This is a genomic window from Argonema antarcticum A004/B2 (assembly GCF_023333585.1).
In the GTDB taxonomy this organism is placed as follows: Bacteria; Cyanobacteriota; Cyanobacteriia; order Cyanobacteriales; family Aerosakkonemataceae; genus Argonema; species Argonema antarcticum.
This window is the reverse complement of sequence record NZ_JAIQZN010000049.1, coordinates 1-14,865: the sequence shown is the minus strand read 5'-3', so window position 1 is coordinate 14,865 and position 14,865 is coordinate 1. Positions and strand designations below refer to the sequence as shown.

The window sequence follows — 14,865 nt, the reverse complement described above, 5'->3', positions numbered from 1 at the left end:
ATGCAATTTACAGAAACACAGTTGAAAGGAGCTTTCTTAGTCGAGATCGAAAAGATATCCGATCAGCGAGGCTTTTTTGCGCGGATATTTTGCGCGAAGGAATTTGAAGAGCGAGGATTGAAACCACCTGTTGCCCAAACAAACTTATCTTTTAACCCCAAAAAAGGTACGCTGCGAGGGTTACACTATCAAATTGCTCCGGTAACAGAAGCAAAATTGATTCGCTGTACGAAAGGCGCTATTTATGAAGTAATTGTAGATATGCGTCCTGAATCGCCTACCTATCTATCTCATATTGGTGTAGAATTAACAGATGAAAACCACCGTGCTTTGTACGTGCCGGAAATGTTTGCCAATGGCTACCAAGCTTTGACAGATGGATCTGAGGCAATCTATCAAGTAAGTGAGTTTTATACTCCTGGGTACGAACGAGGTCTGCGTTATGACGATCTAGTTATTAATATAAATTGGCCGCTATCGGTGAGTGAAATTTCGTCAAAAGATGCGAGTTGGCCATTGTTGGAATCGGTTCTTATAGGAGGAGAAAAATGATCATTGTCGATCGAGCACTGCAAGCACGCGCAGAAGCAGGAAACCCCATCAAAGTAGCAATGATTGGTGCTGGAGCTATGGGGCGAGGAATTGCCAATCAAATTATCAATTCAGTGCCGGGAATGAATCTGGTAGCTATCTTTAACCGACACTTGGATAAAGCAAAACGAGCTTATAATGAAGCGGGAGTTGAAGAGGTTACAGTTGTTAATACCCTTGCCAATTTAGAAGATGCGATCGCTAACGGGAAATATACTATAACTGACAATGCCATGTTATTGTGCCAAGCAGAAGGCATCGATGCTTTAATTGAAGTGACTGGTACGATCGAATTTGCTGCTAAAGTGGTGATGGAAGCGATATCTTATCGCAAACATATCATTCTGATGAATGCCGAATTAGATAGCACGATCGGCCCTATTTTGAAAGTTTATGCCGATCGCGCAGGAGTCATTATCACTGCCTGTGATGGCGATCAACCAGGGGTACAAATGAACCTTTATCGGTTCGTTAAAAGTATCGGTTTAAACCCTCTTTTATGCGGAAATATCAAAGGACTACAAGACCATTATCGCAACCCCACTACCCAGGAAGCTTTCGCCAAACGCTGGGATCAAACGCCGCAGATGGTGACAAGTTTTGCTGATGGTACTAAGATATCTTTTGAGCAAGCGATCGTTGCTAACGGCACAGGCATGAGAGTAGCAAAACGCGGGATGTTGGGATACGAATACTCCGGTCATGTTGATGAAATGACTAATATGTATGACGTTGACCAACTAAAAGAATGGGGTGGCATTGTAGACTACGTTTTAGGTGCAAAACCAAGTCCCGGTGTCTTTATATTTGCTACCAACGACGACCCCAAACATCGTCATTATCTCAATCTTTATAAATTGGGTGAAGGCCCCCTATACAGCTTCTACATCCCTTACCATCTTTGCTACTTTGAAGTACCAATATCAGTAGCTAGAGTTGTGTTGTTTCAAGATGTCATATTAGCACCTTTGGGTGGTCCGATCGTAGATGTGGTTGCAACCGCTAAAATTAATCTAAAAATAGGAGAAACTTTGGACGGCATCGGCGGTTATATGGCTTACGGTCAGTGCGAAAATTCTTCTATTGTAATAGAAGAAAATCTACTACCAATGGGTCTAGTTGAGGGTTGTCGCCTCAAGAGAGATATTGCTAAAGACCAAGTATTAACTTACAATGATGTAGAATTGCCGTCAGGGATACTTTCCCATCAACTGCGCTCAGAACAGAATAATTATTTTGCTCCTGCCAAAAAGTGTTAGTTAAATAATAAAAACGTTAAGTTCAGCAAAAATATCACGGACAAACTAAGGATATATCTTACCATGAAAAGCTCTCGCTGTGGTTTCTGTAACAACCTCATTCAACACAATTTTGCTGATTTAGGAATGTCACCGATAGCAAATGACTATTTAAGTCAAGATCAGCTTAATCGTGTCGAAAAATTTTATCCAATTCGTGCTAATGTTTGCGAAAAATGTTTTTTGGTGCAACTAGAAGAAATCGAGTCGCCAGAATATATGTTTGGTGATGGTAACTACCCTTACTTTTCTTCTTATTCGGATAGTTGGCTAAAACACGCCAAAGCTTATAGCGATATGATTGTCGAAAAATTGGGGCTTAACCAAAATAGTCAAGTTGTGGAAATTGCCAGTAATGATGGTTATATGCTCCAATATTTTCAGGAAAAACAAATTCCTGTTTTAGGAGTAGAACCTGCTGGTAATGTAGCCAAAATAGCACAAGAAAAAGGCATTCCTGTTATTGTCAGATTTTTTGGCGTGGAAACGGCTAAAGAAGTGGTTTCTCAAGGTAAACAAGCCGATCTTTTATTAGGAAATAATGTCTTAGCTCATGTACCGGATTTAAATGATTTTGTGGCTGGGATGAAGCTTGTTTTAAAAGCGTCCGGTATTTTGACAATGGAATTTCCCCATTTATTGCAGATTGTAGAACAAAATCAATTTGATACAATTCACGAAGAACATTTTTCTTATTTGTCTTTGTTAACTGTTGAAAAAATATTTGCTACTCACGGCTTAACGCTATTTGATGTAGAGGAAATTCCGACTCATGGAGGTTCTATCCGCATTTACGGCAAGCATGAAAATGCGACAAATCAAATTGTCAGCGATCGCATCAATCAGTTAAAACAAAAAGAAATTCAAGCTGGATTAGATCAAATAGAAACTTATCTAAACTTTGGCGAAAAAATTAAAGAAACTAAGCGCAAACTGTTGAGTTTTCTGATTGAAGCTAAAGCAGCAGGAAAAGTGATCGCCGCCTACGGTGCGCCATCCAAAGGCAATATCCTGCTCAATTATTGCGGTATTCGTACAGATTTTATCGATTACGTGGTAGATCGCAATCCCCACAAACAGGGACTCTTTCTACCCGGAACTCATATCCCAATTTTCTCCCCAGATAAAATCTTTGAAACCAAGCCAGATTACTTATTAATTCTGGCTTGGAATCTGAAAGATGAAGTGATGGAACAGATGGCAAAAATTCGTGAATGGGAAGGAAAGTTTATCGTGCCAATTCCAGAAGCAAAAGTTTATCCCTGAAGGTAAAAAATTTATGAAAGTATGCTACTTAATTCAAAGCCATAATAACCCAGAACAAGTCTGTAGACTGGCTAGAATTATCAAAATATCTAGCCCTAATTGCCAGGTGCTGATCAGCCATGATTTTAGCACTTCTTATTTAGATATAGCCCCTTTGAGCGACTTATCAGGAGTAGATTTGATTAAAAGAAATAAACCACCAATCAGAAGTGAGTATTCTTTCTTTGAGGTTTATCTAGAGGCGCTAGACTGGTTGTTTGAACATAGTTCCGACTTCGACTGGTTAGTTTATCTCTCAGGACAAGATTATCCGACTCAACCTTTATCTAAATTTGAGGAATTTCTGAGTAACACCGAATATGATGCTTTTATTCAACACTGGAAAACTGGCCCTTGGCATCCCCAAAATAGAGGCTATACCCGATTCTACTACCAATACTACTTTTATATCCCAAAATGGCTGCATCCGGTAGTAAAAAAAATTTCCCGAATCAACCAAATCCAATCAATAATTCATATTTTCACTACTTTTGGAATGCGGGTAGGAGTAAAGTCATTTTCTATTCCTTTTAATGATAATTTTGTATGTTACGGAAATGTTACTTGGTGTAGCATTTCCCGCAAATGCCTTAAATATTTGAAAGAGTTTCTGAGAAATAATCCCAAGTTAGTTAATTATTACAAAAGAACAATTGCGCCAGAAGAATCTATAATAGCAACTGTATTAGCTAACAACAAATCATTCAATTTATGCGATAATGATATGCGTTATGTAGTGATAGGCGATCGCCAAACTGGTCACTATAAAATTATGACGATAGAAGATTACCCAAACATGACTAACGGTAATTTTTATTTTGCTAGAAGATTCGATCCAAACAGCGAAATTCTCGACCTGCTCGATCCAAAAATATTGTCATAGGATTTTAATCCCAGGCGGGCTGTGTGACTGAAAAATTGTGGCAGAATAAAGCAAACTGAGCTAAAAATAAATAACTACTCCCTTAGTTTTGATTTTCTCCCCAGACATAATTGCACTTACCAAATCAATTCGAGAAGAATTTGGATTTTATGATATTGTTGAGTAGTTTCACAAGTGAGTTATAAGTGAGGAAATACTCATGTATAATTTTGCGATTATCGGCGGTGGAATAGTTGGTCTTTCGTACTTAGTGTGCTAAAATGTTATAATAGCGCCGAACAATAGGACATTTAGAATCAATTATGAAAAGAATAATGACAAAATTACTAAATTTACCTGGTGTCATGGTAGAAGAGAGCAAAGAAACAGAAGAAATATTAATATGATCGGTAAGAGTAGAGAAAAAAACAGCCAATTGTCCCCGTTGTGGTCAGACTTCTCATCGTCTTCATCAAAATAAAATAGTAAATCTCTGGGAGAAGGGACATTAGGACTAATTGACTGGTTAAAGAAAGCCGAACCATATTATCGAAATAGTGTAGCAACAATTAAGCGATGGTTCCCAGAGGTATTAGGGTATTTTGAAAAAAGGACAACGAACGGGATAGTAGAAGGAATTAATAATAAATTAAAATTGTTAAAACGTTGTGGATTTGGATTTAGAAATTTTAATAATTTTGAAATACGAGCTTTACTCTTATGGCATTTTCATAACATTTTAGCACACTAAGTACGGAAGAACCCAATTTGCTACAATAGCAACAATTAGCAGAATAATACTCTACTTTTGAGTTGTGCCATCAGGCATAATAGCGCCAGTCAACTTTGCATTTTGTAAGTTTGCGCCAGTCAGTTTTGCATCTTTTAAGTTAGCTTTTTCTAGGTTTGCTTCTCTCAAGTTTGCTCCACGAAAATCTGCTGAAGTTAAATCTGCACCACTCAAGTTAGCTGCATATAGACTAGCCCCAGAAAGATTAAGACCACTCAAATTTTGTCCGCTTAAATTTGCGCTCTGAAAGTTAAGCTGAATTAAACTTAATCCAGTTAAGTTAGCGCCGCTTAGGTTTGCTCCACATAAGTTAGCCCCAGTTAAGTTAGCATAATACAACTGTGTCTCCCTCAAGATTGCTTCACTTAGATTCGCATCAAATAAATTTGCACTGTGCAAATTTGCTTTGCTAAGATTAGCACCACTAAAGTTAACTTCAATCAAATAAGCATTAGTTAGGTCTGTGCTACTCAAATTTACTCGTTGCAAGTTTGCCCCATTTAAGTTAACCTCTTTAAAAGATTTCCCACTCAAATCAACTCCAGCCAAATTAATCCCAGTAAAATCTCTTTCTTCCTCCTCATATCGCTTCAAAAATTCCTCAGCACTAACAACAGGTTCCTGATTTTCCTCAGTAGAATCACCAATATTGTCATCTTGAACAGGTGCGATATTATCGTTATTTACAGAACTGACAACAGCCTGTTGACTTGTAGGCTGAATATCCACAGCCTCAGTACGAGTCGAAGGTGTCACAGATAAGTTAGCCTGTGAAGGCGGTGACTGCTTTAGATGTTCTTCCCGCAGTTTACGGTCAATTTTTTCCAGTTCCCAATTAATTTTTTCCAATTCATCATTAGTATCAACCGCCTCCTTAGTTACCGATGACTTAGAAGATTGAGTAATATGGGAGTCGCCGCTTGCACCAACACCCCCATCCCGTTGCTGTTGCAACTTCAAAATCTTCCGCCGCAAACCTTCCAACTGCTGCAATTCAGGGCGATTATTAAACTGTTCTGTCAAATCATCTAGCTGGCGTTTCAGTTTTTGAACATATTGCTTGACAACCTTTTGTTGTTCTTCCAGTTGTTCAATGCGGGAAACCAAAGACGCCACATCAAATTCTTGGTCAGCCATTTTAGTAAATATCTAGGGATTTACAAATATTTTACCCAATTTCGCCACCTATCTGAATCAGTAGGGAGATTCGTAGCACGAATACCCAGATTTTTCCATAAAAATGATGTTCTTGAAAATAGCGATCGCTAGTACAACCAAAAACCCCATAGCGCTAAAGCGCAACAACTTACCTAACTACATACCTACTGTTTCTTCTTCGTCAGATTCTAGCACGACATCCTCATACAAAAGTTCGAGCGCACACCGAAAATCAACACTACTTAAATAAACTTCCTCTCCTTCCATATAAGTATAAAGTTCCCAAATTCCTCGATCGTTTAATCTAAAAACTTCAACATTTATCTGTTCTGCACTGATTAAAACATATTCTCTGAGAGTGGAAATGCGACGATATTGTTGGAATTTCTTACCACGTTCGAGTAGCGTCTCCGTAGGAGAATCGAAACTTTCCGTACTAGGAGAAAGAACCTCGACAATTAGACAGGGATGATAAATAACTTTGCGGGCGTTTTTGTCTCGTTCGTCACAAGTTACTGTGACATCAGGATAGTGAAATGGGCCTTTTTCAGATACACCCAGTTTGGCATCTGCCATAAATACTTTACACCCGTTACCCCTGACGTGAGATTTTAGCGCTGAAGCTAAATTAAGGGCGATCGAATTATGGGGAAGCGTTCCCCCAGTCATGGCAAACACTTCGCCGTTGATATATTCGTATTTAATAGGTTGTTGTTCTTCCCAATCTAGATATTCTTGGGAACTCATGTATTTAGATTCAGGAGTAACTACCATAGTAAACCTCCTTATGCAGTTGGAAAAATTGAGAGATGCGATCGCTTATCCCATGTCATAAATTATACAACTTGATTAACCACCGCTACCTTTTTGCGTGTACGTAATCCACAAAATAAAACTTCGGTTCCAACCAAAATTTCAGCCAACAATAAACCCCTAAACTCAACAAAGCTACCACTATCAAAGGCAGACCAAACTTCAGTCTAACTGCATCTGGGAAAACAGCCACAACGGGAACAGTAATAGCCACATATCCTAACAGCGCTATTTTGATCCGCTTTATCTTTAAAACCGCTGTTCGACAGCTATCGCAATGCTGAGTATGCTGTCTATATCTGTCTAGCACAAACTGACGATTGTCGGAGATTTCCTGTTTTTCTTTAACAGCGATTCCCACTTCTTCCCAAGGTAACTTTCCTTGGCTATACTTATCAAACCACTTGCGAAACTCGATTACCAAACGGTCAGCACTTGTCGGTAATTTATATGCAGTTTGCCAATTTTCTTTTTGTTGTTTTTGTTGCAGAAAATACTCTTGCTGTTGAAGTAAAATCATATCTCCATCTAATACCGCATTCCGGTTGTTAATATGATCCCACCAACGGGGAGTTAACTGAAGAACCCTTTTGGCAAAATTACGCGGAAACTGTCCAACTATTCTGGATTTACCGGGAGATATAGGTATACAATAAGTAACTAGGCCAACCTGCTTTGTTTCACCAAATTTAATAGCATATTCCAAGCGACAAGGCGGTTCAAATGTAATTGAACCTAAAGGTGTTGTTGCTTTAATTAAATCAGGATTTGATTCCTCAATTTTAATGGGAATTGGTGTAGCTTTTTCTCGATTTCCCTGAATTCCGTGATGAGCAAAAGCGACATGACTGGGGTCAGCTACATTCTCAACTAACGTTTGCCAATCATACTCCAAATCTCGCACAAACGAAGACCAAACAAACCCTTTACTTGTATCTACTTGAGGGGATAATGGTAACGGAACGGTACTAGCTAGTGCGGTTGAATTAACATCTGGCCATACCCAAAGTAAATCTTGCTCCTGACGAGTTGGTAGCGCCGTTGCACAGAGATATTTTTGCTTTTCAATAACCAATTCGGGATTTTCTGCTTGGGGAATACGAGTACAAATTCCTTCGGCATCAAATTCCCAACCGTGATAGCTGCACATTAAATTACCCGTTTTTTCATCCACACGCCCCTCACTCAAAGGCGCTAAGCGATGGGGACATCGATCTAAAAATACACGGTATGTCTCGGATGACTTGGGCTTCCAGATTACCAAAGGCACTCCTAAAAGAGTTACTGCTGTTGGTAGATTTGGGTCAAGGTCTTCGATAGGTGAAAGCGGATACCAATGTTGGAAGAAGTTGAACTGTGATGTCATTTGGCAACTAGCTATAGGACTGGTTTTTTTCAGTATACCCGATTATTCCGGTTTCTTGTGCCAGTTCCCATCCTCGCCTTTTTCATATTTGTGCTTTACGGCACCCCAGGCAACTTTAAAAGCAGTTTCTTCCTCGTCGTACTCTTCAGTAGCATTATTAAAGGCCGCTAGGAAAATTTCCTGGGCGTGTTTGGGTAAGTGATTTTTTACCGAGTCTGGTAACTCTTCAATTTGTTGATATGGCATAAATAGATTTTCCTTACTACACTTCGCACTGGCATAAACCGTTGGTTGAGTTGCTAATGGCTAATAGGAATAAACAATTAGCAAACTTTTCATTAGCAGTTTCAAATTTACCGCGTATATTATAAACTAATTCCAGATTGTTATCTCCAAAATAAAAATTCATGCGTCTTAGGGCTGAAAAATAGAGTGTGAGCTTTGAGCAACGAAGAATCTGTTTTAAAACCCTCTCCCTCTCGCCAGCACGAAGCTAGCTGAAAAAACCTACACAATCAGCTATCTATAGGTCAATATATTAGAGTCAGCTTAAAAATGAGGCTGCTTGGTGGTGAAGCTGGGAGATAGATTAAATGTCATGGACGCCCTTATGCGATCGCATCGATCGCTTACCCCTGATTCTGGCTGGCCCAATCTTGCGGCGAACAGAACCAGATGCTGTGACCGTTTGGGTAGCTTTGAAAGAACCGGCAGAAGTCACGCTCAAGGTTTACTCTACAGACAATGGTGAAACCATCATCGATCGGCTTGTATTAATCGGTTCCCGCGCCACAGTCCAGCTGGGCAAATATCTTCATGTCGTCGCCGTGACAGCCAAGGCAAATCCCTCAAACTCAGGATTGCGACTGGAACCAGGGCAAATCTATGCTTACGACATGGATTTTGGCAATAGCAATCTTCTACAAGCCCTGCGTTCAGAAAAGTCTTTTCCTAACGTCACAATTAGCTATTTCGAGCATCAGATGCCTACTTTTGCTATGCCGCCAGATGACTTAAATCATCTGCAAATTGTACATGGTTCTTGTCGCAAACCACACGGCGGCGGACAGGATGCGCTCACAATATTAGATGACCTAATTTTACAATATGCGAATCAGCCAAACTCTAGACCGCAGCAACTATTTTTTACAGGAGATCAAATCTACGGTGACGATGTTGCAGACCCGCTACTGTGGATGCTGATAGATGCAGGCGACACGCTGCTGAGTTGGCAAGAAAAGCTGCCGATTAAGAGACATCCAACTCTGGGTTATCAATACATGAATCCCAGCGAGTTGAAGCCCGGTCAACGCAGCGAACTGGCTAGAGATTGCGGTGGTTTTACAGCAATGCTTGTCAATAAACCGGAGAAGGCTAAAAGTCACTTGTTTGGTTTAGGCGAATATTTGGCAATGTATTTGTTTGTGTGGTCGCCTATACTTTGGCCGAATCGCTTACCTGAAAACCCAGATGTTAAAAAAGATTCTCAGGCGGCGAAGTTGTGGTCTAAAGAAGCGTCAATTATTGAAGGATTCAGTCGAGATTTGTCTAAAATTAGGCGCTTGCTTGCTAATATCCCAACTTATATGATTTGCGACGATCATGATGTCAGCGATGACTGCTATCTAAATCGAGAATGGTGTAACCGCGTATTCAGCAAGCCGCTTGGCAAACGTACCGTGCAAAATGCGTTGCTGGCATATTCTGTGTTTCAAGCTTGGGGAAATACGCCGGAACAGTTCCAAGATGGACAGTCAGGAGAAAAGTTATTAGAGGATGCTAAAAAGTGGTCAATTTCAGCAGGAACTGATGATATTGCCTGGTCAAATATTTCCAAATACTTAGGGATTCCTCAGTTAGATTATGAAACTAATTTACCTAAGCTACAAGAAGACGAAGATAGTCTGATTTTAAATCGCGATTATCCCGATGAAACTAAAGCTTTAGACTGGCACTATACTGTCAAAAGCTTTAAGCACGAAGTGATTGTGCTAGATACGCGAACTTGGCGGGGTTATCCAAAAGAAAAAACAACTGAACCGCCAATGTTACTAAGTCACACAGCTTTTGAAAAACAGCTTCAGCAACCGCTCAAAGAAACGAGTAATTCTCATATCGAAATAACGCTGGTTGTTGTGCCGACAAATTTGGTGAGTTTATCGATTATTGATATAATTCAACGTTGGGATTTAGAACGAGGTAATGTTTTCGGTAGCGATGCGGGTGACTCGTGGAATTTTCACGAGGTTGGGTTTTCTATGCTGCTGGCGGAACTGTTTAAACAGCGCGATCGCATAGTGGTACTTTCCGGCGATATCCACTACGGATGCGCTGTTCGCCTCAGCTATTGGTCTAATTATCATTTTGGCGAATCAGAAGCCGATCGCAATTCGCCTGCCTCAGCGCACGTACTGGCACAGCTAACTTCAAGCGCCTTCAAAAATGCCGAGATGGCAACGCATTTTATCCATACAAAAGCTAAATCCCTTGCACTGGAAAAACCAGAAGATTGGGCAGGATGGAACAATCCACCCCAACTAATTGAAATGCAAGTTATATATGATACTGTGAAGATGCTGGATGTGGAAGTTTCACCTAAAAAGCCAACTGTACGGCAAATTAACTACGCTCGTGGGAACGATAAAATAGCTTGGGAAATCTTTGTTAAAGATACTAACTCTTTACCGGATTGGCAATATCGCATAGAATGGATGAAAAGACAGAAAGCAAAGGAAATTGTTTGGCAAAAAGCACAGGAGTCTTCAGAAGATTATCATCTTAGTACTTGGGAAAAAATAGTTTCGTTACTGTGGCGTAATCGATGGATTCAAGAAGGTGAGGAAGTTGTTGGTTACAGCAACATCGCTTTGGTTAGTTTCCAATGGCCTGAAAATAATGATGATGCTAAAGCAGTGATTCAGGATGTCTATTGGCATCCAGGTTGGAAACCCAATAGCACCGTTTTCAGCAGGTATTTTGTGCCTCTGCGTCTGGATGAAACAGCACCACAGCCCAGGGTGTTTTTGCCATAATAAATTTGGTACGTTGTTGCGCTTTAGCGCTCTTTAAGATCGCTGAAGCGCAACAATATGCTGAAGCACAACAATATAATAATGCGATCGCACTTTCCCTAGCGAGTAGGGAGAAAATAGGGTGAGCTGTTTTCTGGATGGCACTGGCACGTTTCCATTCAACTAATTTCCCTAGCGAGTAGGGAGTAGGGTATGTGGTCACCGCCACGCATTCGTCTTCACCGTTTCCATTCAACTAATTTCCCTAGCGAGTAGGGAGTTGCGTATGAGCAACGCTCATGCGAAGTGATAAAAAGAGTAGACGTTGACGTTTCCATTCAACTAATTTCCCTAGCGAGTAGGGAGCCAGGTCATCTAAAGTTCAACCAGGTGGAAGTCTACCAAGGCGAGCACCAGTTTCCATTCAACTAATTTCCCTAGCGAGTAGGGAGAGAGCGACTGATGGCTGACGAAGTTCTGATTAGTGATCAGTTTCCATTCAACTAATTTCCCTAGCGAGTAGGGAGTGGAACTGGTGGGCATGACCCACGCTGCGGCCAAACGCCCGCAGTTTCCATTCAACTAATTTCCCTAGCGAGTAGGGAGCTTGGTTCTAAGTGCCTGACTGCCATGGCTGGATGAATTGAATGGCACGTTTCCATTCAACTAATTTCCCTAGCGAGTAGGGAGTATTTTTGCCAATGAAGGTGTTTGTCAGTTACTTTTCTTGTTTCCATTCAACTAATTTCCCTAGCGAGTAGGGAGGCCAATAGCAATTAAATGTATGCGCATCGTGTTATTGGTTTCCATTCAACTAATTTCCCTAGCGAGTAGGGAGCCAACGCAGCGCCGAGGTGCGCTGCCAGATACTACGTTTCCATTCAACTAATTTCCCTAGCGAGTAGGGAGGGTTATTTTACCAAGGATGGTGCGAATGTAGGGGATTACAGGTTTCCATTCAACTAATTTCCCTAGCGAGTAGGGAGCCCGCATCAGCCATTCTCTGAATATCCTTCATCGAGGTTTCCATTCAACTAATTTCCCTAGCGAGTAGGGAGAGAGCTCACCGGCTGCATCGAATCGGGTGACCCCGGTTTCCATTCAACTAATTTCCCTAGCGAGTAGGGAGATCGCTGCTTAATGCCTCCAACCCAGAAACAGACCTTAAGTTTCCATTCAACTAATTTCCCTAGCGAGTAGGGAGTGCCGCTTCTGAAACCCTTACCTGGCCTAATGTCCAGAAGGCATTTGCGAAGCTCAGTCAATCCTACCACAAAACCAGTCAAACTTGCTGTGGGAAAATCGCCCAAACCGTTACCCAGCAAAGCTGCGAGGCTCGCAACGAAACTGCGTCAATCCAGCCATTTTCCCTGAGCCTCGCAAACTAAATCACCACCGACCCCGGCAACTCACTCACAGACGGCCTAACGCCCCAAGTTTCCACCTGTCCCAAAGTATGCCCAGACAAAGGATAAAACCGCACGCTATCCTCCTCCAGCTTTACCGGCTCTTTCGGAGTTGTTATGCTTTTATTCAAAAAATAACATTTTTATTCATCTGCCCTCCTGCCCCTTTGCTCAAATACCAACCATTCCTAATTAGAAATACTTCCATCAGGCATCGTTGCACCGCTCAAATTTGCACCAGCCAGATATGCACTACTCAATTCTGCCCTCGTAAAATTTGCCTTACTCAAATTTGCATTAGTAAAATTTGTTCTAGCTAAATATGCCTCAATCAAATCCGAATCGCTTAAGTTAGCTTCAGTCAAATTTGCCCGACTTAAATCAGCCCTAACCAACCTCGATCCACTAAGATTCGCCCGACTCATTTGCGCCTTATTCAATTTAGCATCAGCTAACAAAGAACCGCGCAAATTTACACCTGTCATTTCCGCTTCAATTAATTTTGCCCGTTCCAACTTGACATTAGTCATATTAGCACCGCGCAAATTAGCTTCACACAGATTCGCCTCACTCAGGAAAGCACCGCTAAGATTGGCATAAGACAAATCAGCACCCCTTAAATCTGCTTCCCGCAAAGTTGTCTCGCTCAAATTAGCACCACTCAAGTTAACTTTAGCCAAATCTACACCAGTGAGATTGGCACCCCGCAAGTCAGCTTTACGCAGAATTGCACCCCGCATACTCGCAGTGTAAACTCTCGCTTCTTCACGCAGATTTGCACCTCGCAAGCAAGCACCAGTTAGGTTAGCACCACTCAGATTTGCACCCCGCAAATCCGCACTAATTAAATTAGCATCTAGCAGATATGCTAAGGTCAGATCTGTACCGCGCAAATCTGCGTTTTGTAAAGTCGCGCCGTGCAAGTCTGCATTGTGTAAATTTGCCGAATTGAGGTTAGCCTGGTTTAAGTTAGCACCGCACAACTTTGTACCAACTAAATTTGCTTTAATCAGGTTTGCCCGATTTAAATATGCAAAAATTAGGGTTGCACCATGCAGATCTGCTTTAGGTAGAGATATACCAATTAAATCTGCACCAAGTAGATGTACTCCAGTTAAGTTTACACCGCTAAAATTTGTTTCTCCGGCGGCGTATCGCTTTTTAAGTTCATTAGCATCCATATAGTTTACCGATTAATTATCCTAATTTTCTATTTTAAACCGTGTACTTGGTGCGTACTATCATCTCCATCGCTTAAATTATTGGGATTTTCTGCGATCGCGCGATCGCTTTCGATCATCATTTCTGTTGGTTCTGCCGGATTGCCATCTGATGTCTGACGTTTATACATTCCTGGTTGGCGATTTGCATAATACGGTTTCATTGCCTGGATAATTGCACTTGCAGCTTGAGAATTTTCTTCTTGCTCAAACAGACATCTAGCAGTACTACTTAGCCTAGCCTCAAGTTCTATAACTGTATCGCAGTACATATACAGTTTTCGGAGCAAATCGTCAAATTCATGTGCCCTAAGTGTGATTAAATCTTGTTCGCTGAAACTCGTCTGTTGATAAAGCGTAGAAAATATAAGTACCTTCGCTCTCAACGGGTTTGTATACTTGATAATTTCCATCCGCAGGGCAAATGGATCGTAAGGTGGATTTAATGGATTTGCCTGGGATTTTTGTTGAGGAATCGGTAGCTGTTCGGTAGTTAATTTTACAGGCGTTGGAGTCGATGCAGAACCGCTGGATACTACTTGTGTTGATTCTCGAACATCTGGGTATAGCTTACTGACGTTACTAATAATTACATTGGCTATCAAACCATATTCTCCTGGTTTATTAAGAGTTTGTACAACTTTATTTAAAGTTAGTTTCAATTGCTCTATAGTTGGGTTTGATTCCATTAACTGTCGCAACAAATCTTGGAAACTAAAAGTTTGCAACTTATTGATGTCATTTTCCCAAGTATTCTGACACGCACCAAAGATCAGCTTTTTAATGCGCGTTGAGTTTTCATGGTCTTGTAAATCTTTAAGAACGCGATCGAACACAGGTAAAGCTTTCATTGTTGTTGCCTCCCCAACTAATCCAGCAACTGTTTGGTCTATTCTAATACGGATTGACACTCCCACCCCGAAAAGGGGATGGGCTTGCGGCGCGATTACAGCCTTTGTCAGGTGAGTGAGGTACAGAGAATAAGGTGTGGTGAAAAACAGTTGGTGATAGGGGGGACAAGGGGGACAAGGGGGACAAGGGGGAC

Annotated in this window: 12 protein-coding genes, 1 pseudogene and 1 CRISPR repeat array; of the genes and pseudogenes, 6 read left to right on the top strand and 7 right to left on the bottom strand. The window is 41.1% G+C overall.

Annotated elements, in window-relative coordinates:
* The 5 genes from rfbC (at position 1) to LAY57_RS20020 (ending at position 4,807) form a co-directional block, all read left to right on the top strand.
* Positions 1-552 (top strand): dTDP-4-dehydrorhamnose 3,5-epimerase, encoded by a 552-nt coding sequence (gene rfbC / locus LAY57_RS20040; RefSeq protein WP_249068597.1) that lies wholly within the window; start codon positions 1-3, stop codon positions 550-552.
* Positions 549-1,850, top strand: a complete 1,302-nt coding sequence (locus LAY57_RS20035) for an NAD(P)H-dependent oxidoreductase (protein ID WP_249068595.1) — start codon at positions 549-551, stop codon at positions 1,848-1,850. The genes rfbC and LAY57_RS20035 overlap by 4 nt, the downstream gene beginning before the upstream one ends.
* 63 nt (positions 1,851-1,913) lie before the next feature.
* Positions 1,914-3,155, top strand: a complete 1,242-nt coding sequence (locus LAY57_RS20030; protein ID WP_249068594.1) for a class I SAM-dependent methyltransferase — start codon at positions 1,914-1,916, stop codon at positions 3,153-3,155.
* A gap of 13 nt (positions 3,156-3,168) precedes the next feature.
* Positions 3,169-4,077: a beta-1,6-N-acetylglucosaminyltransferase gene (locus tag LAY57_RS20025; RefSeq protein WP_249068592.1), complete on the top strand. Its 909-nt coding sequence runs from the start codon at positions 3,169-3,171 to the stop codon at positions 4,075-4,077.
* 472 nt (positions 4,078-4,549) lie between these two features.
* Entirely contained in the window at positions 4,550-4,807 is a 258-nt protein-coding gene (locus LAY57_RS20020; protein WP_420839104.1) for a transposase, read from the top strand.
* 51 nt (positions 4,808-4,858) lie between these two features.
* Here the strand turns inward: LAY57_RS20020 and LAY57_RS20015 are convergent, their stop codons facing one another.
* The 4 genes from LAY57_RS20015 to LAY57_RS20000 form a co-directional block, all read right to left on the bottom strand.
* Positions 4,859-5,983, bottom strand: a complete 1,125-nt coding sequence (locus LAY57_RS20015) for a pentapeptide repeat-containing protein (RefSeq protein WP_249068591.1) — start codon at positions 5,981-5,983, stop codon at positions 4,859-4,861.
* A 177-nt stretch (positions 5,984-6,160) separates the two neighbouring features.
* Positions 6,161-6,778 (bottom strand): Uma2 family endonuclease, encoded by a 618-nt coding sequence (locus LAY57_RS20010; RefSeq protein WP_249068589.1) that lies wholly within the window; start codon positions 6,776-6,778, stop codon positions 6,161-6,163.
* Positions 6,779-6,863: 85 nt separating this feature from the next.
* The gene (locus LAY57_RS20005) at positions 6,864-8,183 is read right to left on the bottom strand and encodes an aromatic ring-hydroxylating dioxygenase subunit alpha (protein WP_249068587.1); all 1,320 of its coding nucleotides are present in this window, start codon (positions 8,181-8,183) and stop codon (positions 6,864-6,866) included.
* A 42-nt stretch (positions 8,184-8,225) separates the two neighbouring features.
* Positions 8,226-8,429 carry a ChaB family protein gene (locus tag LAY57_RS20000; protein WP_249068585.1) on the bottom strand — a complete coding sequence of 68 codons (204 nt, stop codon included), beginning with the start codon at positions 8,427-8,429 and terminating at the stop codon, positions 8,226-8,228.
* Positions 8,430-8,776: 347 nt separating this feature from the next.
* On the opposite strand from LAY57_RS20000, the gene LAY57_RS19995 reads away from it, so the two are divergent.
* Positions 8,777-11,215 carry a metallophosphoesterase family protein gene (locus tag LAY57_RS19995; protein WP_249068583.1) on the top strand — a complete coding sequence of 813 codons (2,439 nt, stop codon included), beginning with the start codon at positions 8,777-8,779 and terminating at the stop codon, positions 11,213-11,215.
* A gap of 150 nt (positions 11,216-11,365) precedes the next feature.
* Positions 11,366-12,398: direct repeats of the CRISPR family, unit length 36 nt; unit sequence GTTTCCATTCAACTAATTTCCCTAGCGAGTAGGGAG.
* A gap of 180 nt (positions 12,399-12,578) precedes the next feature.
* On the opposite strand, the gene LAY57_RS19990 is transcribed toward LAY57_RS19995, so the two are convergent.
* The 3 genes and pseudogenes from LAY57_RS19990 to LAY57_RS19980 all read right to left on the bottom strand — a co-directional run.
* Positions 12,579-12,731 (bottom strand): CRISPR-associated endonuclease Cas2, encoded by a 153-nt coding sequence (locus LAY57_RS19990; protein WP_249068582.1) that lies wholly within the window; start codon positions 12,729-12,731, stop codon positions 12,579-12,581.
* 57 nt (positions 12,732-12,788) lie between these two features.
* Complete coding sequence (locus LAY57_RS19985; RefSeq protein ID WP_249068580.1) at positions 12,789-13,781, bottom strand: pentapeptide repeat-containing protein; 993 nt, start codon at positions 13,779-13,781, stop codon at positions 12,789-12,791.
* Between the two features lie 29 nt (positions 13,782-13,810).
* A pseudogene (locus LAY57_RS19980) lies at positions 13,811-14,865 on the bottom strand (hypothetical protein); the annotation flags it as partial.